At 67.6% G+C, this 24,454-nt stretch carries 21 protein-coding genes and 1 pseudogene; 11 read left to right on the forward strand and 11 right to left on the reverse strand.

Going from position 1 to position 24,454, the window contains the following annotated elements; genetic code table 11:
* The first annotated feature begins 23 nt into the window (after positions 1 to 23).
* On the forward strand, positions 24 to 992 hold the full coding sequence (locus F7R26_RS23705) for a tripartite tricarboxylate transporter substrate binding protein (protein WP_150984958.1): 969 nt from the start codon (positions 24 to 26) through the stop codon (positions 990 to 992).
* Between the two features lie 99 nt (positions 993 to 1,091).
* On the forward strand, positions 1,092 to 2,120 hold the full coding sequence (locus tag F7R26_RS23710) for a LacI family DNA-binding transcriptional regulator (protein WP_193692230.1): 1,029 nt from the start codon (positions 1,092 to 1,094) through the stop codon (positions 2,118 to 2,120).
* 54 nt (positions 2,121 to 2,174) lie between these two features.
* Here the strand turns inward: F7R26_RS23710 and F7R26_RS23715 are convergent, their stop codons facing one another.
* Positions 2,175 to 2,588 carry a hypothetical protein gene (locus F7R26_RS23715; protein WP_150984960.1) on the reverse strand — a complete coding sequence of 138 codons (414 nt, stop codon included), beginning with the start codon at positions 2,586 to 2,588 and terminating at the stop codon, positions 2,175 to 2,177.
* On the opposite strand from F7R26_RS23715, the gene F7R26_RS23720 reads away from it, so the two are divergent.
* The 3 genes from F7R26_RS23720 to F7R26_RS23730 are packed head-to-tail and all read left to right on the forward strand — an operon-like array spanning position 2,587 to position 5,277.
* Complete coding sequence (locus tag F7R26_RS23720) at positions 2,587 to 3,258, forward strand: response regulator transcription factor (protein ID WP_150984961.1); 672 nt, start codon at positions 2,587 to 2,589, stop codon at positions 3,256 to 3,258. The two genes, F7R26_RS23715 and F7R26_RS23720, sit on opposite strands and share 2 nt — an antisense overlap.
* 5 nt (positions 3,259 to 3,263) lie before the next feature.
* Positions 3,264 to 4,454: a PAS domain-containing sensor histidine kinase gene (locus F7R26_RS23725; RefSeq protein ID WP_150984962.1), complete on the forward strand. Its 1,191-nt coding sequence runs from the start codon at positions 3,264 to 3,266 to the stop codon at positions 4,452 to 4,454.
* 49 nt (positions 4,455 to 4,503) lie between these two features.
* Positions 4,504 to 5,277, forward strand: a complete 774-nt coding sequence (locus tag F7R26_RS23730) for a helix-turn-helix transcriptional regulator (protein WP_150984963.1) — start codon at positions 4,504 to 4,506, stop codon at positions 5,275 to 5,277.
* Positions 5,278 to 5,331: 54 nt separating this feature from the next.
* Here F7R26_RS23730 and F7R26_RS23735 read toward each other — a convergent pair whose 3' ends face one another.
* The gene (locus F7R26_RS23735; RefSeq protein ID WP_150984964.1) at positions 5,332 to 6,264 is read right to left on the reverse strand and encodes a LysR family transcriptional regulator; all 933 of its coding nucleotides are present in this window, start codon (positions 6,262 to 6,264) and stop codon (positions 5,332 to 5,334) included.
* A gap of 183 nt (positions 6,265 to 6,447) precedes the next feature.
* Here F7R26_RS23735 and F7R26_RS23740 point away from each other — a divergent pair, with 183 nt between their 5' ends.
* Together F7R26_RS23740 and F7R26_RS23745 are read left to right on the forward strand one after the other, a co-directional pair.
* A complete protein-coding gene (locus F7R26_RS23740; protein WP_193692231.1) occupies positions 6,448 to 7,464 on the forward strand; it encodes a tripartite tricarboxylate transporter substrate binding protein in 1,017 nt (338 codons plus the stop codon).
* A gap of 10 nt (positions 7,465 to 7,474) precedes the next feature.
* Positions 7,475 to 8,554, forward strand: coding sequence for a maleylacetate reductase (locus tag F7R26_RS23745; protein WP_150984965.1), 1,080 nt, complete (start codon positions 7,475 to 7,477; stop codon positions 8,552 to 8,554).
* Positions 8,555 to 8,563: 9 nt separating this feature from the next.
* Here the strand turns inward: F7R26_RS23745 and F7R26_RS23750 are convergent, their stop codons facing one another.
* The 4 genes and pseudogenes from F7R26_RS23750 to F7R26_RS23765 all read right to left on the reverse strand — a co-directional run bounded on the left by F7R26_RS23750 (position 8,564) and on the right by F7R26_RS23765 (position 12,812).
* Positions 8,564 to 9,688: an NAD(P)/FAD-dependent oxidoreductase gene (locus F7R26_RS23750; RefSeq protein ID WP_150984966.1), complete on the reverse strand. Its 1,125-nt coding sequence runs from the start codon at positions 9,686 to 9,688 to the stop codon at positions 8,564 to 8,566.
* A gap of 350 nt (positions 9,689 to 10,038) precedes the next feature.
* Positions 10,039 to 11,013 (reverse strand): annotated as a pseudogene (locus F7R26_RS23755) (Bug family tripartite tricarboxylate transporter substrate binding protein).
* Between the two features lie 63 nt (positions 11,014 to 11,076).
* Positions 11,077 to 11,775 (reverse strand): RraA family protein, encoded by a 699-nt coding sequence (locus tag F7R26_RS23760; protein ID WP_150984967.1) that lies wholly within the window; start codon positions 11,773 to 11,775, stop codon positions 11,077 to 11,079.
* Positions 11,776 to 11,816: 41 nt separating this feature from the next.
* Positions 11,817 to 12,812, reverse strand: a complete 996-nt coding sequence (locus tag F7R26_RS23765) for a hydroxyacid dehydrogenase (protein ID WP_150984968.1) — start codon at positions 12,810 to 12,812, stop codon at positions 11,817 to 11,819.
* 144 nt (positions 12,813 to 12,956) lie between these two features.
* Here F7R26_RS23765 and F7R26_RS23770 point away from each other — a divergent pair, with 144 nt between their 5' ends.
* The gene (locus F7R26_RS23770; RefSeq protein WP_170301805.1) at positions 12,957 to 13,859 is read left to right on the forward strand and encodes a LysR family transcriptional regulator; all 903 of its coding nucleotides are present in this window, start codon (positions 12,957 to 12,959) and stop codon (positions 13,857 to 13,859) included.
* 46 nt (positions 13,860 to 13,905) lie between these two features.
* Here F7R26_RS23770 and F7R26_RS23775 read toward each other — a convergent pair whose 3' ends face one another.
* The 4 genes from F7R26_RS23775 to F7R26_RS23790 all read right to left on the reverse strand — a co-directional run bounded on the left by F7R26_RS23775 (position 13,906) and on the right by F7R26_RS23790 (position 18,446).
* Entirely contained in the window at positions 13,906 to 16,008 is a 2,103-nt protein-coding gene (locus tag F7R26_RS23775) for a 2Fe-2S iron-sulfur cluster-binding protein (RefSeq protein WP_150984970.1), read from the reverse strand.
* 58 nt (positions 16,009 to 16,066) lie between these two features.
* On the reverse strand, positions 16,067 to 16,681 hold the full coding sequence (locus F7R26_RS23780) for a glutathione S-transferase family protein (RefSeq protein WP_150984971.1): 615 nt from the start codon (positions 16,679 to 16,681) through the stop codon (positions 16,067 to 16,069).
* 219 nt (positions 16,682 to 16,900) lie between these two features.
* On the reverse strand, positions 16,901 to 17,812 hold the full coding sequence (locus F7R26_RS23785; protein WP_150984972.1) for a LysR family transcriptional regulator: 912 nt from the start codon (positions 17,810 to 17,812) through the stop codon (positions 16,901 to 16,903).
* 442 nt (positions 17,813 to 18,254) lie between these two features.
* Positions 18,255 to 18,446 carry a hypothetical protein gene (locus F7R26_RS23790; protein ID WP_150984973.1) on the reverse strand — a complete coding sequence of 64 codons (192 nt, stop codon included), beginning with the start codon at positions 18,444 to 18,446 and terminating at the stop codon, positions 18,255 to 18,257.
* 533 nt (positions 18,447 to 18,979) lie between these two features.
* Between F7R26_RS23790 and F7R26_RS23795 the strand changes: the two genes are divergently transcribed.
* Positions 18,980 to 19,432: a GDP-mannose mannosyl hydrolase gene (locus F7R26_RS23795; RefSeq protein WP_150984974.1), complete on the forward strand. Its 453-nt coding sequence runs from the start codon at positions 18,980 to 18,982 to the stop codon at positions 19,430 to 19,432.
* Positions 19,433 to 19,489: 57 nt separating this feature from the next.
* Here F7R26_RS23795 and galU read toward each other — a convergent pair whose 3' ends face one another.
* Positions 19,490 to 20,503 (reverse strand): UTP--glucose-1-phosphate uridylyltransferase GalU, encoded by a 1,014-nt coding sequence (gene galU / locus F7R26_RS23800; RefSeq protein WP_241754769.1) that lies wholly within the window; start codon positions 20,501 to 20,503, stop codon positions 19,490 to 19,492.
* 333 nt (positions 20,504 to 20,836) lie between these two features.
* Here galU and F7R26_RS23805 point away from each other — a divergent pair, with 333 nt between their 5' ends.
* Together F7R26_RS23805 and F7R26_RS23810 are read left to right on the forward strand one after the other, a co-directional pair.
* Positions 20,837 to 21,418 carry a phosphatase PAP2 family protein gene (locus tag F7R26_RS23805; protein ID WP_170301806.1) on the forward strand — a complete coding sequence of 194 codons (582 nt, stop codon included), beginning with the start codon at positions 20,837 to 20,839 and terminating at the stop codon, positions 21,416 to 21,418.
* A gap of 253 nt (positions 21,419 to 21,671) precedes the next feature.
* Positions 21,672 to 24,125, forward strand: coding sequence for a hypothetical protein (locus F7R26_RS23810; RefSeq protein ID WP_150984976.1), 2,454 nt, complete (start codon positions 21,672 to 21,674; stop codon positions 24,123 to 24,125).
* The last annotated feature ends 329 nt before the right edge of the window (positions 24,126 to 24,454 follow it).

A 24,454-nucleotide genomic window follows, 5' to 3' on the forward strand; every position in this document is an offset into this window, starting at 1 on the left:
CCGAGGCGGTGGAGGAGACAACCGTGATTCGAAACATCCTGCTGTGCGCCACCCTCGCGGTGAGCGCCGGGGGCGCGCTCGCCCAGCCGCCCCAGTATCCCGCCAAGCCGATCCGCCTGGTGGTGCCATTCTCATCCGGCAGCGCGACCGACATCCTCGCCCGCATCGTTGGCAACAAGCTGGGCGAATCCGGCCGCTACCAGATGATCGTGGAGAACCGGCCCGGTGCGGGCGGCACGCTCGGCGCGGGGCTGGTCGCCAAGGCCGCGCCGGATGGCTACACCCTGATCCTGGTATCGGTCGGGCATGCCATCAATGCCACGCTTTATCCCAAGCTGTCGTACGACACCGTCAAGGACTTCGCGCCGGTGACGCTGGTGGCGACGGTGCCCAACGTGCTGGTGGTAAACAGCGCCAGCAAGCTGGGTTCGGTCAAGGACGTGGTGGCAGCGGCCAAGGCCAAGCCTGGCACGATGAACTTCGATTCCGCCGGGTCCGGCAGCTCGACGCACCTGAGCGGGGAGTTGTTCAAGATGGAAGCCGGCGTGGATATCGCGCACATTCCTTACAAGGGCACGGGCGAGGCGCTCACCGATGTCATGGCGGGCCGTGTCGACCTGATGTTTGCGCCCACTGTCTCCGCCATGCCGTTCGTGCGCCAGGGCAAGCTCAAGGCGCTGGCGGTGACCACACCGAAGCGGGCTACCGCCTTGCCGGACATCCCGACGGTGGCGGAGTCGGGCTTGCCGGGTTACGCCTTCGAGTCATGGTTCGGTGTGCTGGCGCCCGCGGGCACACCCAAGGAGATCGTGGCCGCGCTCAATGGCGAGATCGCCAAGGCGCTGGCCACGCCCGAGGTGCGCGAGCGGCTGTCGGTGCAAGGCGCCGAAGCGCGCACGTCCACGCCGCAGGAGTTCGAGCGCTATATCAAGGCGGAGATCGCCAAGCTGGCGCCGGTGGTGCGGCAGTCCGGCGTGCAGGCCGGGCAGTAGGAGGCGCGCGGGAAGGTTGGCAGGCAAGCGGGCCCGGCGCGTGCGTCTTCGCTTAAAATGGCATGTTCTCACTCACCACACACCAGCCCTCCTGCCCGCATGGACCAGCGCAAGCGCATTACCCTGAAGGACCTGGCGGCGAAGGCGGATGTCCATTACTCCACCGTTTCCCGGGTGATGAACGCCGCCACGCGGCACCTGGTCGCCGATGAGGTGGCCGAGCGCATCCTGCGCATGGCCGACGAGCTCGGTTTCCGGCCCAACCGCATCGCCGCCGGGCTGCGCACCAAGCGCTCCGGGCTCATCGGCGTGGTGCTGCCGGATATCTCCAACCCCGTGTTCCCGCCGATCCTGGCCGGGCTCGAGGGCGTGCTGGCCTCGCATGGCTATGTGCCCATCGTGGTCAATGTAGGCGCCGACAAGACGCGCCAGCGTTTTGTCATCGACCAGATGATGGGCCGCCAGGTCGACGGCCTGATCCTGGCGACCGCCGAGCGCGAGGATGCCGTGCTGGACTACTGCGTCAAGCAGCACATCCCCGTGGTGATGGTCAATCGCGGCGAAGATCTCGGCCGGGTGCCCTGCGTGGTGAGCGACAACCTGCTCGGGATGCGGCTCGCCGTCGATCATCTGGTGGCGCTCGGGCATCGCCGCATTGGCCATATCGCCGGGCCGGACTCGCTGTCCACCGGCCACCAGCGCAAGCAGGGTTTTATCGATGCGGTGCGCCGGCACAAGCTGCGCAAGAACGAATGGGCGATCGTGGAAGCGGCAAGCTACGGCCGCGAAGCGGGGCGCGAAGCGTGCCGCGCGCTGCTGGCGCAGTTTCCCGCGCTGACCGCGATCGCCGCGGGCAACGACCTGGTGGCGCTGGGATGCTATGACTACCTGCGCGAGGCCGGGATTGCATGCCCCGCGCGCGTCTCGGTGATCGGCCACAACGATATGCCCTTTGTCGATGCGCTCACGCCCGCGCTCACCACCATCCGGATTGCCGTTCACGAGATGGGCGTGCAGGCGGCGACGCTGCTGCTGGCGCGCATCGAGAACGCGAAGGCCGAGGCTGCCAGCGTGGTGCTCCGCCCGGAGCTGATCGTACGCGGCTCGACGGCGCCGCCGGCGCACTAGGCGGCTCGCGCAGGCGAGCAACCCGCATCTTCCGGGAATCGCAACGGTGGTCAACTACACATCCTTGTAGTGGGCACGGGTCATCGGCTTCAAAGCCATGCGCAGCAAGGGCTGCAGGTCATTTTTGAGTTGTGCGGATCCGGCGCGCCGATGTTTTCGGCCTTGATCTTTCGGTGTTTTAATCCATAATGCAAACGTTTGCAGAATCGACGCGAGGCACCCGGCATCAACCGGAATTGTGAGGCTGGCGAGGTGTCCTTTGCATGGGCTCACGCCCCGGCTACACCCAGGGACGGCCGTGTACACCCCTGGACAATGGCCGGCCTCATGCGGATAGGGAAGAATCGCGCTGCCCGCCAGGCAGGTTGGCGCATCTCGCGTTGCCGTTTTTTCCCGGAGTTTGAGAATAGAGGATTCAAATGATCGTCGCATGCCTTTTTCCCAGGTGCCGGGCATAGGACGCGGCATGACGATATCCGGCAGCTATCCCAGTCCCGGCGGCGCCTGGCTCGTCGACGACGGCGTGGTGCTGGTCGTTGACGATGACGCGGCCTTGCGCGATGGCATTGCCAGCCTGTTCCGCTCGATGGACATCCAGGTCAGGACCTTTGCCTCGGCGGCCGAGTTCCTGTGCTTTCCGATTCCCGATGTGCCGTGCTGCCTGGTGCTGGATGTACGCCTCAGGGGGGCCAGCGGGCTGGAGCTGCAGGCCATGCTGGCCGAGGTGGGCTGCCCGGTGCCGGTGGTGTTTATCTCTGGCCACGCGGACGTTGCCATGTCGGTCATGGCGATGCGGGCCGGCGCAACGCACTTCCTGACCAAGCCGTTCCGCGACCAGGACCTGCTCGATGCGGTGACGGAAGCCATTGGCAGGGACGTGCAGCGGCGCGCTTGCGAGCGGCGCGGGCGCGAACTGAAGGCTGCGTTCGAGACGCTGACATCGCGCGAGCGCGAAGTCATGGCACTGGCGGCGGCGGGCCTGATGAACAAGCAGATTGCCGACGATGTGGGCCTGAGCACGGTCACGGTCAAGATCCACCGCGCGCAGGCCATGAAGAAGATGGGCGCGCGGACCTTTGCCGACCTGGTGGTGATGGCGCACGTGCTTGGCCTGACCAACGCGGCGGCGCAGGCGTGATCACGATGCGCAGACCCTATCATCCGCGTCATTCGCTGCGCAAAGGCAGCTTGGGCAACGCCCGTGCGAGGCGGCGCGGCCTGCATGAAAGCGAGGCCTCCCTGGCCGAGGGCCAGCGCATCAGCAAGACCGGCAGCTGGCAATGGTGGCCGGCGCGGCGCGAGATGCGCTGGTCGGCGGAGATGTACCGGCTCTTCGGGCTCGACCCCGCGCCTGGCGCACCCGGCATGCACACCTTGGTAGCGATGATCCATGCCGGCGAGCGTGCCCGCGTGCTCGCCGGCATGGCTCGCGCCTGCAAGGAGGGCACGCCGTTCCAGCAGGAGTTCCGCATTCTGTGCCACAACGGCGAAGAAAAGCACCTCATCTGCGTGGGACAGCCGCGCCGGGGCAGCGAGCACAGCCTGGGCTTTGTCGGCACCGTGGTCGATATCACGGAGCGCCGCCGCGCCGAGGAAGTGCTGCGCGTGGCGCAGGCGGAACTGGCGCATGTGTCGCGCGTCGCCGTGCTGGGCGAACTGACGGCATCCATCGCGCACGAAGTCAGCCAGCCGCTGGCGGGCATCATCACGAATGGGGAAGCCTGCCTGCGCTGGCTGGACCGGGCGCAACCCAACCTGGAGGAGGCGCGCAGCGCGGTGCAGCGCATGATCAGTGAAGGCCGGCGCGCCAGCGCCGTCATCGGCCGCACGCGCGCGCTGGCGGCCAAGGGCGTACCGCAGCGCGCACCCGTGGACCTGGGCGCCGCCCTCGCTGAATCCCTGGCGCTGCTGATGCCCGAAATGGGCAACCAGGGCGTGGCGGTGTCCGCCCATGTGGTGCCGGGCTTGCCGGCGGTGCTGGGCGATCGCATCCAGCTGCAGCAGGTGCTGATCAACCTCCTGCTCAATGCCATGCAGGCCTGCGCGGCGGTGCCAGCCGGGCTGCGTTCGATCCTGGTGCGGTGCGAACGGCTCTGCGCCGCGCCGCCGCGGGTGCTCTGCACGGTGCAGGACACGGGCCCGGGCATCGCGCCGGCGAACATCCCGAACCTGTTCGACGCCTTCTTTACCACCCGGCCGGAGGGTCTGGGCATGGGCTTGTCGATCTGCCGCTCGGTGGTGGAGTCGCACGGCGGGCGCATCTGGGTCGACGAGCAGCCGGGTCCGGGCGCCACATTCCGTTTTACGCTGCCCGTGCGGGAAACGCGCTTATGATTGGCGTCTGACAGATGCCATCCCGCGGCAGGAGCGGCGGTTTTCACATATGCGTTCTCCCGATATTTCGCTTGGCGCCGCGATTCCCGCGGATGCGCCTCCCGCCCTGGCCGTGCTGCTTGGCGACATCGACCGTGCCCAGGATATCGAGGGGCTGGCGGGCGCCGTCTGCACCGCCGCCAGGCTGCTCGGGTTCAATCATTTCTATTTGCGCTACAAGGGGCTGCCGGGTTCCGGCGCGGCCCATGCCGGTTCGCTGACCAGCCTGCCGGGCGGCGCGAGCCTGCCGCTGCAAGCCCACGGCGAAGCCCTGGCGGCGCTGGTGGTCAAGGCGCGCGATTCCCTGGGGCCGGTGGTGTGCAGCAGCGCGGAACCCCTGGTGCGGACCCCTGATGACGCGACGCTGGCACGGGCCGAGCTGGACCGCCGGCTGACCGCGGCCATTGCCTTTTCCGCCAGCATGCCAAGCCACGAGATGGGCACGCTGGCGCTGCTGTCGCTCGATGGCAACGCGGGCGACGACGAGGCCGCCGTCTGCCGCGCGCGCCTGTTCGGCCCGGCCATCACGCAGGCCGTGCTCGATCGTTTCTGCGCGATCGCGCGCGGGCGTGCCGAGCCGGCGGTGTCGCTGACGGCGCGGGAGCTGGAGGTGCTGCGTTGGGTGGCGCTGGGCAAGACTTCCTGGGAGGCCGGGCAGATCCTCGGCATCTCCGAGCATGGCATTTCCCACCACATGCGCAACGTGATGCGCAAGCTGGATGTGGGAAACCGCTTGCAGGCGGTGCGCACGGCAATTGCGCTGGGGCTGCTGCCAGGCGAATAGCGCGGACAACGCGGCCGGGGGCGCCTGCGCGATGCTGTGTCATCCAGCCCGGCGCTATTCGCCCACCGGCGCCATGGCCACCTGCCAGCGCGGCGGGCTGCCGATGCTGGCGCTCAGGTGCTCGCAGAACGCCCGCACCTTGGCGCTGGCGCGCGGCAGCGCGCGCAGCAGGTAGATGCCGGTCTCCGGTTGCGTGGCCAGCCCATCCATCTCCAGCTCGATCAGGCGGCCATCGCCGATATCGCCGCCGATCGACCAGTCCGGCATCAGGGCAATGCCCAGCCCTTGCAGCACCGATAGCCGTCGCGCATCGCAGTCGTCGCACTCGAAGGCGAACATGGCCTGTTGCGCGACGTCGCTGTCCAGCAGCTCCCGCCAGCCGCGCATGCTGGTGCTGTGGCGGCGGTCGATCAGCCGGTGGCTGCCCAGTTCGCTGGCATGCCGCGGCTTGCCATGGCGCGCCAGGTAAGCCGGAGAGGCGCAGATCACGTAGCGTTGGCTGGCCACGCGCTGGGCGATCAGGCTGCTGTCCGCCTGCTGGCCCACGCGGATCACCAGGTCGATGCGCTCCACCACGGGGTCGACGATGCGCTCGGTCAGGTCCAGCTCGATGGCCAGGCGCGGGTACTTGTCATAGAGGGCGGCCAGGTGCGGCACCACGTGGCGCCGGCCAAAGGCGGGCAGGCAGCTTACGCGAAGCAGGCCGCCCACGCCCTGCTCCAGCGAGGTGACCTCGCTGCGCGCGTCGGTCATGTCGTGCAGGATCTTGACCGCGCGCTCGAACAGCAGGTTGCCGGCGTCGGTGCGGACCAGCGCGCGGGTGGAACGGGTAAACAGCGCCACCTGCAGCTCGTTCTCCAGGGAGTCGATCTGGCGGGCCACCGACGAGGCCACCATGCCCTTGCGGCGGGCCACGGCGGAAAAGCTGCGCGCCTGCGCCACCTCGACAAAGATCGAAAGATTCTCCGCAAATTTTGCCGATTCCATTTGTGCGTCCTGTGCAAAGGCGTTTCGCGGCCGGACCGGATTGCCCCGGCCGATGTGACAGGTTAGCATCGAATCCACGCCTTTCTCTCGGGCTATCTTCGCAATTTTGGCAAAAGCACGCCATCGTGCACTTGCCTCGGCGTGCACGATGGTGAGGCGCCGTCACCGCAACAGGAAGACAAAATGACAACAAGACTGGAGACAAGCCATTCCGATCAACCCCACGCCGCACGCGGCCAAGCGCTGCTGCGGCACCTGGCGGCCACCGCTGCGCTGGCGCTCGGCCTTGTTGGCGGCGCCAGCGCGCAAACCTACCCGGCCAAGCCGGTCACGCTGATCATCCCGTTTGCGGCCGGCGGCACGGTCGACAAGGTAGGCCGCTTGGTCCAGGAGGATTTCCGTGGCCGCCTTGGCCAGACAGTGGTCATCGAGAACCGCGCTGGCGCGGGCGGCACCATCGGCACTGGCGCCATCGCCCGCAGCACGCCGGACGGCTACACGGTGGGGATGATCTTCGACTCGTTCGCCACGGAATCGTCGATGTACCCCAAGCTGCCATACGCGCCAGAGCGTGACCTGACCGGCGTGTCATACATGGTGCGCTCGCCCATGGTGCTGGTGGTGCCGGTCAGCTCGCGGTTCCAGACGCTGCAGGATTACGTGGCCGCCGCGAAGAAGCCGGCCACCGTTTCCTATGCATCGGTGGGTGCCGGCAGCTCCAACCAGCTGGCGGCCGAGTTGTTCCACGAGACCGCGGGCACCAGCGGCATCCACACCCCTTACAAGGGCGGCGGCCCGGCCATTTCGGATCTGCTTGGCGGCCACGTCGATTCGATGATCGCCAGCCTGCCGCTGGTGCTGCCGCATATCCAGGGCGGCAAGCTGCGCGCGCTGGCGGTGACCTCGCCCAAGCGCGATGCGCACCTGCCCGCAGTGCCGGCGATTGCCGAGACCTACAAGGGCTTCGAAGTCTATTCGTGGGTAGGCATGATCGCACCGGCCAAGACGCCGGAGGCCATCCTGAACCGGCTGGCAGCGGACATGAGCGCCACCCTGCGTGACCCCAAGGTGGCGCAGCGCCTGGCCGACGGCGGCTTCGAGGTGGTGGCGGGCGGCCGGCAGGAGATGAATGCGCTGGTCAAGAGCGAGTCGCAGCGCTGGTCCCGCGTGATCAAGAGCCGCAATATCGTGGCCGACTGAGCATCGCATCATGAAATCCTTTGTCTACCAAAGTCATCCGCAGCGCGTGGTGTTTGGCGCCGGCGCCCTGGACCGGCTCGGCGCCGAGATCGACGCGCTGGGCGCGCGCCGCGTCCTGGTGCTGTCCACGCCCGGCCAGCGCGGCCAGGCCGAGCATGTGGCGGACCTGCTGGGCGAGCGTGCCGCGGGCGTCTTCGACGGTGCCGTGATGCACGTGCCGATCGAATCCGCGCGCGCCGCCCGCGAGCAGGCCGCGCGCCTGGGCGCGGATGGCGCGGTGGCGATCGGCGGCGGCTCCACCATCGGGCTGGGCAAGGCCATCGCGCTGGAGTCGGGCCTGCCGATCGTGGCGGTGCCAACCACCTACTCTGGATCCGAGATGACGCCGATCTTCGGCCTGACCGAAGGCGGCATCAAGCGCACCGGCCGCGACGCGCGCGTGCTGCCGCGCACCGTGGTGTACGACCCCGAGCTCACACTTGGTCTGCCGCTGATGCTGAGCGTGACCAGCGGCATCAACGCCATTGCGCACGCCGCCGAAGGGCTCTACGCGAGCGATGCCAATCCCGTCGCCAGCCTCATGGCGCGCGAAGGCATCGCCGCGCTGGGCCGTGCGCTTCCCGCCATCCGCCAGGCGCACGCCAGCGGCAGCGCACCGGACATGCTGGCCGCACGCAGCGATGCGCTGTATGGCGCGTGGCTGTGCGGCAGCGTGCTGGCCAACGTGGGCATGTCGCTGCATCACAAGCTGTGCCATACGCTGGGCGGCAGCTTCAACCTGCCGCACGCCGAGGTGCACACCATCGTGCTGCCGCATGCGCTGGCCTATAACGCGAGCGCCGCGCCGGAGGCGATCGCCACGGTAGCATCGGCGCTTGGCGCGGCGAGCGCGCCACAAGCGCTGTTCGATCTGGCCCGCGACAATGGCGCACCGGTTGCGCTGCGCGATATCGGCATGCGGGACCGCGACCTGGATCGTGCTTGCGAGCTTGCCTTGCTGAACCAGTACCCGAATCCGCGCCCGCTTGAGAGGGCGGCGATCCGGCAGTTGCTGCAGGATGCGTTTGAAGGGGCGCGGCCTGCGGCATGAGGGCCGCAGTCAGTGCGCCAGCGCCGCCACCCGCTCAAGCACGTATTCACCCATCGCCAGCGATGCCGTCAGCCCGGGCGACTCGATGCCAAACAGGTTGATCAGGCCGGGAATCCCGTGCTCGCTCGCGTCTTGCACGATGAAGTCGGTTGCACTGTTGTGCATCGACGAGCCCGGGCCGGCCAGGCGTGGGCGGATGCCGGTGTAGCCGGGCTGCAGGTCGCCGTCGCGCAGGGCGGGGTAGTAGCGGCGCACGGCCTGGTAGAACACAGCTTCGCGCGATGCGTCGAAGCTGTAGTCCACGCCGTCGCGCCAGTCCAGGTCGGGGCCGAACTTGCACTGCCCGCCCAGGTCCAGCGTAACGTGCGCGCGCAGCGCGCCTTCGCGGCCGGTGGGATAAACCAGGCGACGGAAGGGCGAGGGGCGAGAGAGCGTGAAGTAGTGGCCGATGGCGTAGTAGAGCGGCGGGATCTTGCCGGCAGGCATACCGGTGATGGCCGCGGCCACGCGTTGCGCGCCGAGGCCGGCGGCGTTGATCACGGTGCCGCACAGCAACTCCATCGGCTCCGCCCCGCCCACCTTCAGTACGATGCCGTCCGGCGTTGGCCGTCCCGCCAGCACGGGGCTGTTCAGCGCCAGCGCCGCGCCGTGGCGCTCCGCGTCGCCCAGGTAGGCCAGCATCAGGCCGTGGCTGTCGACGATGCCGGTGGAGGGCGACAGCAGCGCGCCCGCGCATGCCACCTCGGGCTCCAGGTCGCGGGCCTCGTCGGCGCCGATGAGGCGCAGGTCGGTGACGCCTTGCGCAGCGCCGAGCTGCACGTACTTGTGCAACTCGGGAATGTCGGCCTCTTGCACCGCCACGATCAGCTTGCCGATGCGTTCATGGCCGATGCCGCGCTCGGCGCAGTAGGCATATAGCGCTTGTTTGCCGGCGACGCAGAGCCTGCCCTTCAGCGATCCCGGGGCGTACGAGATGCCTGCGTGGATGACTTCCGAGTTGCGGGCGCTGGTGTGGGTGCCGAAGGCGTTTTCGGCTTCGAGGATGATGACTTCGCGGCCGTTGGCGGAGAGGGTGCGGGCGATGGCGAGGCCGGTTACGCCGGCGCCGATGACGGCGCAGTCAACTTGTTCCATTTTGGTTTGGTTTGGTTCTGGTTGATGGGGGATTGGGGTTGTTGGTTGTGGATGCAACTGCTTGAAGTCAAAGACAACTGCAGTTTCACCGCCCCTGCGGGTCGGCGACCTACTTTCTTGTCTTGCCAAGAAAGTAGGCAAAGAAGGCGCCCCATACGGCCTCTGAACACCTCCACGGCTCGCTTCGCATCGCCGTGGGTGATTCCCGCCCCTTCGGGCGGGAATCACGGCTACCACAGTGGTTGATCTTGCCGCTGGTTGGCTCCCCTCTCCCACTTGTGGGAGGGGCCGGGGGAGAGGGCGGGCGCTCGCGAGAACTCGGTAGTTCGCACACCAGCAGGTTGGGGTTGTCAGCTCAGCTTGATCTGCGCCTCGCGGATCAGTGCGCCCCATTTGGCGTGTTCGGCGCGGATGTGGGCGGCAAATTGCGGCGAGGTCTGGGGTGTGGGCACGCTGCCTTCCTGCGCCAGCTTTTGCTGCACGTCCGGGCGCGCCAGCACCTTGATGGTCGCCGCGCTGAGGCGTGCGGTGATGTCGGCCGGCAGGCCGGCGGGGCCGACCAGGCCCAGCCAGGTGGCGGCTTCGAAACCTGCGAATCCTTGCTCGGCCACGGTTGGCACGGATGGCAGCGCGGAAAGGCGCTTGGCCGAGGTCACCGCCAGCGCGCGGATCTTGCCGGCGGATAGCTGCGGCATGACGGAGACAGCGTTGCCAAAGTAGGTGTCCACCTGCCCGCCGAGCAGGTCGGTCATGGCCGGGCCGGCGCCTTTGTACGGCACCTACAGCACCCGCACGCGCGCGCGCCGCGCCAGCATCTCGCCGGCCAGGTGGCCCACGGTGCCGTTGCCGGCCTGCGCGATGCCCATGTCGCCGTTGCGCGCCTTGGCTGCCTTGATGAAGTCGGCCAGCGTGCGCAGCGGGGAATCCTGGCGCACCACTAGCACCACGGGCTGTTCCGCCACGCCGGCAACGGGCGTGAAATCCTTCAACGGATCGAACGGCATCTTCGGGTACAGCGCGGGGTTGATCGCCAGGTTGGCGGCCTGGCCCATGCCGATGGTGTAGCCGTCCGGCGTGGACTTGGCTACAGCGTCCAGGCCAATGTTGCCGCCCGCGCCGGGCTTGTTGTCGATTACCAGCGTCCACTGGTCGCTCAGGGTCAGCTTCTCGGCGATCAGGCGCGAGGTGGTGTCGGTGCCCCCACCCGGCGGGAAGGGCACGACGAAGCGGATCGGCTTTTGTGGCCACGGGCCTTGTGCGCGGGCAATGCCGCTGGCGACCAGCGTCATGCCGGCGCTGGCCTGGAGGAAATGGCGTCGTTGCATGTCTTGTCTCCTGTTTTTTTCCAGGTTTTTTCTAGGTGCCCATGCGGGCTTGCCCTGGCGGATTCAGACCGGCAGTCCCTTGGCACGCAGCGTGGCATCGAAGCGCTCGGGGTCCGAGGTGCCGGCGGCGTTGTCGGCGCGGATCTTTGCTTCCTTCAGCAGGTGGGCACGGGTGCGCTGCAGGATGTCGGCAGCTTCGGCTGCCGGCACCGCGATCACGCCGTCGGCGTCGCCCACGATCAGGTCGCCTGGCATCACGGCCATGCCGGCGCATGACACCGGCACGTTGACCTCGCCGGGGCCGTCCTTGCTCGGGCCGCGGTGGGTGTGGCCGCGCGCGAAGATGGGCATGCCGTCTTCGGCCCACTCCAGCACGTCGCGCACGGCACCATCGATCACCAGCCCGCCGAGTTGCCTGGCCACGCACGTGGTGCGCATCAGGCCGCCAACCAGCGCCTGCGTGATGTCGCCACCGCCGTCGATCACCAGCACATCGCCAGGGCGGACCATCATCAGCGCCTTGTGAATCATCAGGTTGTCGCCCGGGCGCACGCGCACGGTCACGGCCGGCCCGCACAGCACGGTGTCAGGCCGGCTGTGATACGGGCGCAGGCCGATGGTGCCGATGTTGCGGCTCATGGCATCCCCAATGGCGGCCACCGGCATCTCCCGGAAGGCCGCGACGATGTCTTTCGCGGGGCCGGCGGCGCAAGGGTTGATCCGGTAGCCCGCGGGCCATGCCTTGGTGGCTTCGTTGCTCATGTCAGTGGTCCTGGTGTCTTGCTGTTGTGTGGGGCGCGGTGTTACGCGCCGAGGGCGGCGAGTACCTGCGGATTGACGCAGGCGGTGGCGGCGGGCGGCCTGCCTTGCAGGAAGCCGAGCACGTTGCGCGCGGCATCGCTTGCCATCGCGGCCAGCGCCGCAGGCGTGGAGCCACCCACATGGGGTGTGAGCACCACGTTGTCCAGCGCGGCCAGCGGGCTGTTCGCGGGCAGGGGCTCGACGGCCATGGTGTCCAACCCGGCCGCGTAGAGTTGCCCGCTTTGCAGCGCGGCTACCAGCGCGGCCTCGTCCACGACCTCGCCGCGCGCGGTGTTGATCAGGATGGCGCCGCGCCGCATCCGCGCGAACTGCGGCGCGGCCAGCATATTGCGGGTGTGCTGGTTCAGGGGCACATGCAGGCTCAGCACGTCGCTGGCTGCAAGCAGCGCGTCGAGGGAATCGGTGAGCGCCACGCCTGCGACAGGGCTGGCGCGTCCGGCCAGCGCCGGGTCGAACGCCAACACGGGCATGCCGAGCGCCAGGCACACGGTGGCCACGCGCTGGGCGACTTGCCCGAAACCAACCAGCCCCAGCGTGCGGCCATGCAGTTCGATGCCATCTTGCGCGCGCGACCACCGGCCGGCATGGAGCTCCCGGTCCATCCACGTCACGCGCCGCGCTGCCGCGAACATCAGGCCAAGCGTGAGCTCGGCGACCGACTGGGCGTTGGCGCCGGGCGTGACATAGACGGGAATACCGCGCGCGGTGGCGGCTTGCACATCGATATTGCTGACGCCCACGCCGTGCTTGGAGATGACCTTCAGCGTGGGGCATGCCGCGATGGCGGCGCCGCTCAGTGCGGCCGTGCGCGAGATGACGGCATCGACGGGCTCGGCAGCGAGGATGCGGGCCACCTCGCCAGCATCGTTGGCGCCGTTCGCATCGGCAAGGTAGAGAATCCGCGCGCCCGCTGCTTCCAGCAGGCGGACACCGGCCGGAGCCAGGCGAGGGGCGGTGACGAGTACGGTAGTTGGCATGGCGCTCAGGCTGATCAAGGCGTTGGGCAAAGGCCCGGTGCGATGCCGAATTCTTGCTCGCTCGATAGTTTCCGTCCAGCTTATAATTTTTGGCATCTGTTCAAAAAAAGTAATCAGTCAAGACTGCCCCGGCAGCACGCTCCCATGGACCTTCGCGATCTCAAGTACTTCCTTGCCGTGGCCAGCGCGGGCAACTTCCGCCGCGCGGCCGAGCTGGTGCACCGTAGCCAGCCCACGCTCACCAAGGCCATCGACAGACTGGAGGCATCGCTCGGCGCGGAGTTGTTCGAGCGCGAGGGCCGAGGGCAAAAGCTCAGCACGGCCGGCATCGCCCTGCGTGCGCGCGCCACCTCGCTGCTGCAGGAGGCCGACTTGCTGCGCGACGAGGTGGGCGCCATCGCGCGCGGCGTGGCTGGCACCGTGCGCCTTGGCAGCGGGCCGCTCGGTGCGGAATACCTGCTTCCGAGGATCTGCAGCATGCTGCTCGGGCAAGCCGCCAACGTGATGCTGCAGCTCACCATCCGCAACAACTACGAGTTGCGCGACGAGTTGCGGGAGGGGCGGCTTGACCTGGTGCTGGGCTTCGTGCCCGAGGAGGAGGAGGAGTTTCACTGCGAGACGCTGCTCAAGGACACCGTGGTGGTGGCTGCGGTGGCGGGCCATCCGATCCTCAAGACCCGGCGCGTCACGCTGGACAAGCTCGCCGGTTATCAGTGGGCGCTGCCCCACCGCGCGGTGGCCAGCCGGACCTGGCTGGACCATGCCTTCGAATCGCGGGACCTGCCCCGGCCCGTGGCGCAGATCGAGACCAACTCCATCCCGCTGATCCCGCGCGTGGTCGCCGACACCGAACTACTGACCTTTGTCTCGCGGCGCACCTTGCGCGCAAGCGGCGGGCAACTGGAGGAGGTGCCGCTGGCGGCGACCACGCTGGTGCGCAATTTTGGTGTGACCTATCGCAAGGATGTGGCGCTATCGCCGGCGGCTGGCCGGCTGATTGCCCTGCTGCATGACCATGGGAGCAGTTTGTTCAACAAGGTGGATTAGCCGGCTTGCCCCGCCACCGGCGTTCGCGTTCTTCTGGCAAACCGGCTCAAAGATCCAGCTGCAGCGGCACGACGGCCTGGTTCCCGTCGCCATCCACCGCCGCCGGCACCGCGCAGCAGATCAGCGCTTCGCCTTGCGCCACGTCGAACTCCGGTGCTTTGGCGTAGGCCACCGCGCCCTGCAGCACACGCGTGCTGCACGAGCCGCAACTGCCGCCGCGGCAACCGAAGGCCGGCGCCAGGCCGCGCTGCTCGGCCAGCTCCAGCAGCGACCCGCCGCCGGGCGTCCAGCGGGCTTCCTTGGCCGATTGCACGAAAGTGACTGGCACGGGCTGCAGCGCGGGCCTGGCCGTGGGCGGGGCCGGGCGGCCGGCGTCGCGGCTGCGTACCAGCGACGATGCGCCAAAGGCTTCCGCATGGATGCGTGAATCGGCGATGTTGAGCGCGCGCAGGCCATCGTAGAGCGATTGCATGAACGCGGTTGGCCCGCACAGGTAGAAGTCGTAGTCGTCGAGGGGCAGGCGCGCGCGCAGCAGGTCGATGTCGATGCGCCCGGACACGTCGTAGTCCTTGCCCCGGGTGGCGTCCTTCGGGTCGCTCAGCAGGCGCACCAGTTCCACCGCGCCGCCGGCGCTCTCGGTGAGCGTCGCCAGCTCCTTGCTGAATGCGCGCTCGGCCGCCGTGCGCGCCGAGTGGAAGAACCACGTCGGGCGGACCCGGCGCTTGCGCAGGCCTTCATAGACGATCTGGCGGAGCATGGCCAGCATCGGCGTGACGCCGATGCCTGCGGCCAGCAGCACGGCCGGCCTGCGCTCGGCGGTGTCGATGGTGAAGTGGCCGGACGGCGCGCGGGCTTCGATCAGGTCGCCGACCTTGACGTTGTCGTGCAGGTGGCGCGACACAGTGCCGTCGCGCTTCACGCTGATGCGGTACACATCGTCCGCCGGCGACACCGATAGCGTGTAGGTGCGCATCACCGGCTGCGCATGACCCGCAAGCGTGACGCGAATCGGCAGGAACTGGCCTGCCAGATGCGCCACGCGGCCGGCGCCGTCAGCGGGTTCCAGGTGGAAGGACCGGATCACGCTGCTTTCGTCGACGATGCGCGCGACGCGCAAGGGCCGCCACGCGTTGGCCAGCGCCGCGGCGCGCTGGCGGCTGGCCGCTTCGTCCCAGCTGCCGGTCATCAGCGAGTTTGGCGACGCGCCATCGGCTTGCGGCTGCCAGCGCAGCGGCAGTGCTTCGTCGCGGCGCACGATCTGTTCGGGCAGGAAGCGCCACAGGCGTTCAGCGCCCTGGAAGGCGGCGATCTCGGGCGAGTCCAGGATGACCTCGGCCTTGCCGGAGAGCTGGAGCAGCTCGCCGGTGCCGAAGTCGGCAAAGACGAGGCCGGCGATGGGGTTGACCACGAAGTTGCCAAGCGTGTTGAAAAACAGGTTGCCGGCAAAGTCGGGAATGGTCAGGCCGCCATCCGCATCGATCCGGACAAAGCCGGGCTTGCCGCCGCGATGCGACACATCCACCTGGCGCTCCCCCTCGTCGAGGTCCGCGTAGGACGCAACGAAGAACGTGTCTGCGGAGCCAATCAGCGCGCGCGCGCGCGCATCCAGCGCGGTGAAGTGCCGCGCCGCCGCCGGGGCGGGCGCGCCTGGCGCGCGCGTGAATTCGACCACGCGCTTCTGGATGTACTGCGGGCAGTTGCCGAAGCTCTGCCCCACGTCGATCCGCAGCACGCCGTCGCTGCCATCGCCGCCACCTGCGCCGCGCCGCGCCGTGCCATTCATGCGGTTGCGCCGGCGGGTCAGCAGATCGATGCCCAGCAGGCCGATGGCGCTGCCGTCTTCCATGCCGGCGTCAGCCGGGTCGGCGGGCTCGCGGGCCATGGCGATGTTCAGCGTGGTGGCGTCCGGCGAGTTCAGGAAGCCCGGCTTTCCGGCACGCAGCGTTGCCCACACCCGGCCATCCGGCGCGACCGCGCCCAGCACCACCATGGGCAACTGGGCGAAGAACTCGCGGTGCTGGTCGGGCATGTAGTCGCGCACCACGCGCAGCCCGACGTCCTCCATGCGCGCGGCAACGCCTGCTCGAGCCTGCAGGCTACGCTCGCCGGCGTGCCAGGGCTGCGCGGACGGATGGGCTTGGGTGGACATGGCGGATGCTCCTTGCTGTGCGGAGATCGATGGGCGGGCTAATGGGCCGGCGTGCCGATCAGGCGGCGGCGAGGCCGGCCGGCGTCTGCTTGAATGCCACAAAGCCCGGCAGGGCTTCGATGCGCTGCAGCCAGGCCTTGACGTTGGCGTAGTCCGACAGATCGACAAAGCCCTCGGGCGCCCGGGCGATGTAGCTATACAGCGCCACATCGGCCAGCGTGGGGTGGCCGGCGGCCAGCCACGCGCCTTTGGCCAGCGCGTCGTCAACACGCTTGAGGATGACGTGCGCGCGGGCAATCACTTCCTTGGCGTTGTAGGGGGCGCCGAACACGGTGACGAGGCGCGCGGCGGCCGGGCCGTAGGCGATCTCGCCGGCGGCGACCGACAGCCATTTCTGAACCGCGGCGGCACCGGCGGGCGATTCGGGTAGCCAGTCCGTCTTGCCGAACCTTTTGGCCAGGTACACCAGGATGGCGTTGGAGTCGGTGATCACGATGTCGTTGTCCACCAGCACGGGCACCTGGCCGAACGGGTTGAGCTTGAGGAATTCGGGGGCCTTGTGCGCGCCGTTGGCCAGGTCGACCTCGATCGCTTCGGCATGGGCGCCGATCAGCGACAGGAACAGGCGGACGCGGTGCGAATGTCCGGAGAGGGGGTGGCAGTAGATTTGCATGGCGGTGATCCTCGGCGTGTTGGGGGAATGGCGCCGCCTGGTGGCGGCTGGCACAGGGTGCGGAGGGTTCTTGACGGGGGTTTGGGAGATGGCCTGCCTGTGCCGTGTCCGGTCCGTGTGCGTGAATGGATCATAGGTGCGTCCCGAAGCACGAAAAACGGCCCCGGCGAGAAGGCACTATTCTCGTTGCGAGAAGAGTCCGGGCGCCTGGCGCCCCCGTCAGCTTGCCGGTGCGTTCAGCGTACTGTCCGCGCGCAGCGTTTCGATGGCGAGGTCCAGGAAGGCGCGGACCTTGCGCGTGGCATAGCGGCCTTCCCGGTGGATCACGTTGATGGGCAGGGGCGGCGGCTCCAGATCGGCCAGCACGATGCGCAGCGTGCCGTCGCGCAGTTGCCTGGCCACCTGGTACGACAACAACCGCACGACGCCAAAGCCGGCCACGGCGGCGGCAATCGCGGAGTCACTGGTGGTGGTGGTCAGGCGCGGCTGCAGCCGGGTGACGACGGGCGTGCCGTCGCGGTTGAAGCGCCATTCCGCCGTATTGCTGGCGCCACTGGGCAGGATGGTCGCATGGCTGGCGAGGTCGTCCGGGGTTTGCGGCGTGCCGTGTTTGGCCAGGTAGGACGGCGCCGCGCACACAACGCGCCGCACCTGGCCCACGCGCACGGCTTGCAGCGACGAATCCGGCAGCGACCCGATGCGGATGCCCACGTCGATACCTTCATCGACCAGGTTCACGATCCGGTCCAGGAACAGGCAGGTCGCGTCGACTTCCGGGTAGCGGGTCAGGTATTCGGTGACGATCGGCATCACGTAGGCGGCGCCGAACAGCACCGAAGCCGTGATGGCAAGCTGGCCGCGCGGCGCCGCATGCGCGCCCGTTGCCGCCAGTTCGGCTTCGTCGATCTCGCTCAGCAGGCGGCGGCAGTTCTCGAAGTAAGCCGCGCCGGTGTCGGTCATGCGGACCAGCCGCGTGGTACGGGTCAGCAGGCGCACGCCCAGGTGCGTTTCCAGCTCGTTGACGATACGGCTGACCACCGATAGCGAGATATCCAGCTTGCGCGCGGCGGCGGTGAAGCCGCCTGCCTCCACCACGGTGACGAAGGTCTTCATGGCCTGCAGTCGATCCACGCGCTCTCTCCCGGCCCGTGCGGGCGCTTGATGATGTGGCCGAGTATATAAGGACGGCTACGGCGCCTTGCAGGGGGCGGCACATGGACGCGCCGGCCCATAAAAAAAGCCATTCCGAAGAATGGCCTTTTACACCCCGCGACATCCACACCACGTTGCTCCTGCCCCATTGGCTCTATGGCCTGTGTAGGCAATGCTGGAGTCACGCTGCGAAGACCGGCAAGCAAGTCGTTCCAGGCGGCAAAGCCGCTTGTGGCCCAGCTTTCGGATTTACTAACTTATGCGCTGCAACTTGTCACGCGACGGATGATACGTACTAGCGTCGGGGCATCGTATGGGGAAAAGCCCCTATTTTCCCTCGCTGTTCTCGCGCTCATTCGCGCTGCGGTGTGCATCGTGGTACACGGCATGCTGCCGAGCGTGCTTCACCGCGCACACCGTGTTACCCGAAGATGCGCGCGTCGCCCGCAGCGTCGTGGCGCGCTGGTGCGCGTTCGCGGAGCTGGCGCTCCAGTTCGGAGATGCGATGGTCGACACGGGTCCGTTTGCGGTTGCGCCGGATTGCAAGTGCCGTGCACAGCACTGCCATAAGGATGCAGCCGAGCTGGGCAAGCTGTATCGGATCGTATTGCATAGGAATTCCTGGGCATCGTCGCGCGTGGTGGCGCAGTCGGGCGCGCGGCCAGCGACAGTTGGCCGCCAGTGAAATAACGGCATCGGCGGGAGAATTTTAAGGCATTGCCTGCACCTGGCGCGCAGGTGCGCCAGGCAGTCGCCATCCGCCATTAGTTCGCCGGACCCAACGCCTGGTGCGCTAGCCCACCTTCGAATCACCTCGCCGCGGGTAGGCTCCATACGTCGCGGACAGGTCTGACCCACTTGCCCGTGCTTTGCGCCTCGCCTATCCCCCGGTGGGCGAGGCGTCTTTCTGCGCCGGCAGGGTCGTGTCGACGGGTTTCGGTCCAGGCCCAAGGCGGAACGAACTGTTCCCGGACCTCCGCGCGACATGCATGCCGGCGCTGTTCTTTTTTCGGGGCAGCACACCTGCTGCGGGATGAAGCGGATCGTAGCGAGCTCAGGCAGGCTCCGGCAGGTTCAAGCAGGTTCAAGCAGATTCAAGCAGGTTCAAGCAGATGGTAGTCTCTCGATTTTGGAGTCGCTCGCGCCATGCTTGCCAAACCGGATTTCCTCTCCGTGGTCGCCAACACCCCGCTGGTCTCGATCGACCTGCTCGTCACCGATGCGCAAGGCCGGGTGTTGCTTGGCCGGCGCCGTAACCGGCCGGCGCAAGGGTCGTGGTTCGTGCCGGGCGGGCGCATCCGCAAGGACGAGAGCCTGGATGCCGCGTTCCGGCGCATCGTGGCGGACGAGCTCGGCCTTACCGGGGTCGAGCGCGGCGATGCCGCGCCGCGCGGTGTGTTCGAACATCACTATCCGGACAACTTCGCCGCAGCGCCCGGCATCTCCACGCACTACGTGGTGCTCGCCTATGCGTGGACCATGCCCGACGCCGCGCCGCTCGGGCAACCTGACCAGCACAGCGAGTATTGCTGGATGACGCCGGCCGAGCTGCTGGCGCATGGCGAGGTGCACGAGAACACAAGGGCATATTTCCGCTGACCGGGGCCGGCTGCAAGACGGCCCCGGTGCTGCGCGCCGGGATGGCGTCCGCCAGGGTCAGGCGGCCAGCGGAATCAAGCGCGCATCGCTCTCGGTTTCCGCTTCGGCCTGTGCTTCGGTTTGCTCGTCGGTTTGCGGCCCGGGAGTCGCGATTGCCGCTTGCGTTGGCCGCTCGCTGCCGTGGGCCAGGGCTTGCGCGACGATGGCGCATTCGGTGCGCAGATACTGCGCGAACGGTGCGCTGACTTCTGCATGGCGCAGCGCGAACTCAACGGTGGCCTTCAGGTAGCCCAGCTTGCTGCCGCAATCGAAGCGGCGTCCCTCATAGCGGTAGGCCAGCGCCTGTTCGCGCGCCAGCAGCGCCTGGATGGCGTCCGTGAGCTGCAACTCGCCGCCGGCGCCCGGCTTGAGCGCGTTGAGGAATTCGAAGATGCTGGGCATCAGCACGTAACGCCCCACCACCCCAAGGTTGGACGGTGCCACTTCCGGCGCGGGCTTCTCCACGATGCCGGACATCTTGAAGATGCGCTCGTCCCAAGGCTTGCCGTCGATCACGCCATAGGAGCGTGAATCCTGCGGCTGGATCTCCTCCACGCCGATGACGGAGCTGTGATAGTGGTCGAACACCTCGATCATCTGCTTGAGCACGGGTGTGTGCGCGTCGAGCAGGTCGTCGGCCAGTATCACGGCGAAGGGCTCGTCCCCGATCAGCTTGCTGGCGCAGCGCACCGCGTGGCCCAGTCCCAGGGGCTCTGCCTGGCGCACATAGAAGCAATCGACGTGGGCCGGCTTGATGCTGCGCACCAGGTCCAGCAATTGCTGCTTGCCGCGCGCCATCAGCTCGGCCTCGACCTCGTAGGATTTGTCGAAGTGATCCTCGATGGCGCGCTTGCTGCGCCCCGTCACAAAGATCAGCTCGGTAATGCCCGCGGCCATCGCTTCTTCCACGGCGTATTGGATCAGCGGCTTGTCGACCACTGGCAACATCTCTTTCGGGCTGGCCTTGGTGGCCGGCAGAAATCGCGTGCCGAGGCCGGCCACCGGGAATACGGCTTTCCTGATCTTGAGCATGAAACTACCCCCGTTGTCTGGTTTGAAAGGCTTGGCGTCTTGCCGGCCGGCTGCCTTGGCGCGCGGCGCCTGCCGCATGGCATGGTCCCGGAGCGAGCCGTGGCGAAGCCAGCGTATCGCTGCGCAGCGCGCGCCATCTGCCAACAGTTCGCTGTATTCCGACAGCGCATGCATCGCGCCGCCCTGGCTTCGCGCAAGGGGCATACATTGTGGCCAATGGGAGGCGCCGGCAGGAAGGCGCCAACACGGTAGCCGGCGGCGTCATCGAAGGTGATCGATGGCGAGATCAGCGGCGCGCTCGCCTGTATGCCAACGCAAGCAGATGGAAACTCGATGAACTGGTACCGGATCACAGATCTCGGCGATGCCGCGGTGACGCTGCCGCTGGCACTGACCACCGGCCTGTGGCTGCTGCAAAGCAACGGGTGGCGGGTGGCGCTGCGCTGGGCCCTGTGCCTGGCGGCGGCCGCAGCGCTGGTGCTGGCCAGCAAGCTGCTGCACACCGGCTGCGGCACGGTGCTGGAGCGCTTCGACATGCGCGTGATCAGCGGCCACGCGATGCTCTCGTCGGCGGTGTGGTCCGTGTTCCTCGGCTTGCTGTTGCGCAGCTTCCGGGCCGCGTGGCGCCAGGCCGGCTTCGTGCTCGGCCTGCTGCTGGCGGCCTTGATCTGCTTTAGCCGCGTGCGCCTGGGCGCCCATACACCGGCCGAGGTCATCGCCGGATGGCTTCTGGGCGGCGCCGTCGCGTTCTGGGTGCTGCGCGCCTGCCAGGGCGCGCCGAAGCGGCTGGGCAAATGCCTGATCGCCGGCGTTGCCCTGCTCGGGCTCTGTACCGTGGCTTACGGACGCCATGCGCCATTCCAGCAGATCATCTGGCACTACTCGCCGTATTACGCCCCGGTGATTTGCTACTAGTGCCGCCAGTCGTGCCGCCAGGGCCGCCGGGGCGCCGCGTGTTCAAGACGCGCACCGGCCATGCCTGCGGCTCCGGCTTCGTCCGATAAGCACTAAATCCTGGCGGCCAGAGCCAGGGGCGTGCGGATAAGCTTCTATCCGGCGCGCTCACCACAGTGGTGCGCCAGGCGTCGTCCGGCCCGGACCCTGCCAGCTACGCCGGAGGGCTCACTCAACCCTGCCGACCCGACGCAGGCCAATCGATGGGGAAGCCATGTCGACGCTTACCAGCCCGAACCCGGCCCCGGCTGCGGGGAGTCCTTGGATACGTGTTGCCTTGCAGCGCGCCGGTATCCTGTTGCTGCTGTTGTTTGCCATCGCGGGTTGCGGCGGCGACCGCGGCGGCGACGCCACCAGCGTAACCCCCGCTGCAACCCTGCAGCCAGCGGATGTCACCTGGACGCTGTGCGCCTCGGAATACCAGACCTGCGCCTTCACCGGCACCCACCAGGTCAAGTACGGCACCGATACGCAGTACGTGATCAAGACCTTCACCGGCGGCACCGGCTGCGACAACGGCGTGTTCGGGGACCCCGCGTCCGGGTTCGCCAAGAGTTGCTGGTACGACTCCGGCACGAGCGGCGCGACGACGCCGCCCGCCACCGGCACCTGGGTTGCCTGCAGCTCGGAAAACGGCTTCTGCAGCTTTACCGGCACGCTCCCGGTCCGCTACGGGACAGCCACGCAATACGTCACCCTGACCTTCACCAATGGCGTGGCCTGCAACAACGGCGTATTCGGCGACCCCGCGCCCGGCTTCGGCAAGACGTGTTCGTATGAGGACACCGGCACCACCACGCCCACCACGCCCACGACACCGACCACCCCGACCACGCCAGTGATGCCGACGGGCACCGGCACGCTCAGTTGCACCGCGCCAGCCGGTAGCGTCGCCGCCGCGGGCGGTGGCGATGCCATCGAGATGGATACCCCGGGCGGCGACGGCACGCGGATGTTCGCCTCGGGCAGTACCTTCCAGGTGAGCGTGACCACCCGCGCCGGCAGCGCGGACACGGTGAACTGGCAGATCTCCGACACCTGGAACAAGGTGCGCGCCAGCGGCCAGTTCCCGGTCGCCGCCGGTGCGATCGTGTCGACGCTGAACTGCACGTCCACGCTGTCAGGCTACTTTGCCGGATCGGCAAGCCTGGCCTCCGGCGCAGGCTCGCTGCTCGCACGCGGCACGCGGCCCAGCGGCATCGCGACGTTCGGTGTACTGCCCGACGTCTCTTCGGTGCTCCCGGCGGTCAGCTACGCCAGCCAGGACCTGCACCGCTTCGGCGGGCAAGGCGCGGCCTACCTGCTGCCCGGACAAGGCTGCTGCGATGGCGACGGCTATCGTCCGCTCTATCCCGCGCTGGGCCTGTCGTGGGCCAACGACAACCGCAACTGGTACGTGGAAGAACCCAACGGCCCCAACACGTTCAATCCCGCGGTGGACCACCTCGCCTCATACTTCAAGCCCGGCGACCTGATGCGGCTGATCCAGCTCGACGGCATTCCCGCCTGGGCGAGTCCCACCGGCGTGGCCACCCACAGCTACGCGCCGAAATCCTTGCCCGCTTACCAGGACTACATGACCCGGGTGGGGCAGGAGTCGAACACGGTGCGGACCCGGTATTTCCCCGCGCAATCGGCCAACTACTATCAGGTTACCTGGGAACCCGACTATAACGGTGGCCTGCCGTGGCTGGATACCGATGCCAACTTCACCGCGATGTACAAGGCCACCTTCCAGGGCGTCCACAGCACCGACCCGAGCGCGGTGATCATGGGCACCACCAACGCCATGGTGCGCGAGAACACCATCTGGCTGAACCGGCTGGCGCCGCTGGGCTTTGCCCAGTATCTCGACGGCGTGACGGCGCACGGCTACTACGACGTAGGCACATCGCCATCGCATCCGCCGGAGCGCCTGGTCGGCAACAGCGATCCCTCCAACGCCGCCAACGCGCTGCCCGCCGCCATGCGCGAATTGCGCCATGCCGTCGCGACCCTGCTCAAGCGCGGCGCGCGGCTGTTCGTCACCGAGACTGGCATCAGCTACGACCTTGGCACCGCTTATGGCCCGAACTACCCGACGCAGAACGTCCTGTACGCACATGGCGCGGTAGTTGCCCGCACGCACCTGATACTGCTAGGAGAAGGCGCGGACGTGACTTACATGTTCTACGCCACGGACATCCCCACCGACGCTGCCGGCTACGGCTTGTTCTTCGACCTGGTCAACCCGCAAGGCACCTACGGCCCCGCCAAGATCAGCCCGAAGCCTGCCGCGCTGGCAGTCGCGGCGATGACCCGGCTGATCGACGGCACCAATACGCTGGGGCCGCTCAATGGGCTGCCGTTCGGAGTCTATGGCTATGCATTCCAGCGGCTCAACAATGGCAACGTGGTGACGGCATTGTGGGCGCACAACAATGCCAACTGGAGCGCGGATACGGGGTTCAGCGCGACGTATAACGTTGCCTATAGCCTGCAGGTGGATGTGCCCGGGTCCAGCGGGCAGGTGACGGTGGTCGACATGATGGGGAATGCCGCGTCCGTGGCCTACTCGAATGGACAGGTTGCACTGGCCCTGACGGAGACGCCGGTCTATGTGATATCCACCAATGCTTCCGTGGCGCAGGGGAATGTGACTACGCCGGAGGGGTATGTGGGGAGGTAGGAGACCATGCCGGTATTCGGATTTTTCCGAGGCTCTGGCTAAACCCGCAATGACGGATGACTGCTAACAAGATCATGCCATTGAACGACGGCTGATCTGCACCGTTATCTGCTCCACGTTCATGGGGCGGTCTTGTTCAGCCGGTCTTGACCGGCTGCATTCCGGCTGCACGCCGGCTCCAATCAGACCACAAACACGACAGGTTTCGCCGCCGTCCGAGGCAATCGGGACGGCATTGCAGGCCCTATGCGATCGCTTGTCGTGGCGCTGCATCACACAACGGATTCAAACGATTTCCGGTGCTTGCGGCAACGATCCGGTTGAACAAC

It is taken from the genome of Cupriavidus basilensis (assembly GCF_008801925.2).
In the GTDB taxonomy this organism is placed as follows: Bacteria; Pseudomonadota; Gammaproteobacteria; order Burkholderiales; family Burkholderiaceae; genus Cupriavidus; species Cupriavidus basilensis.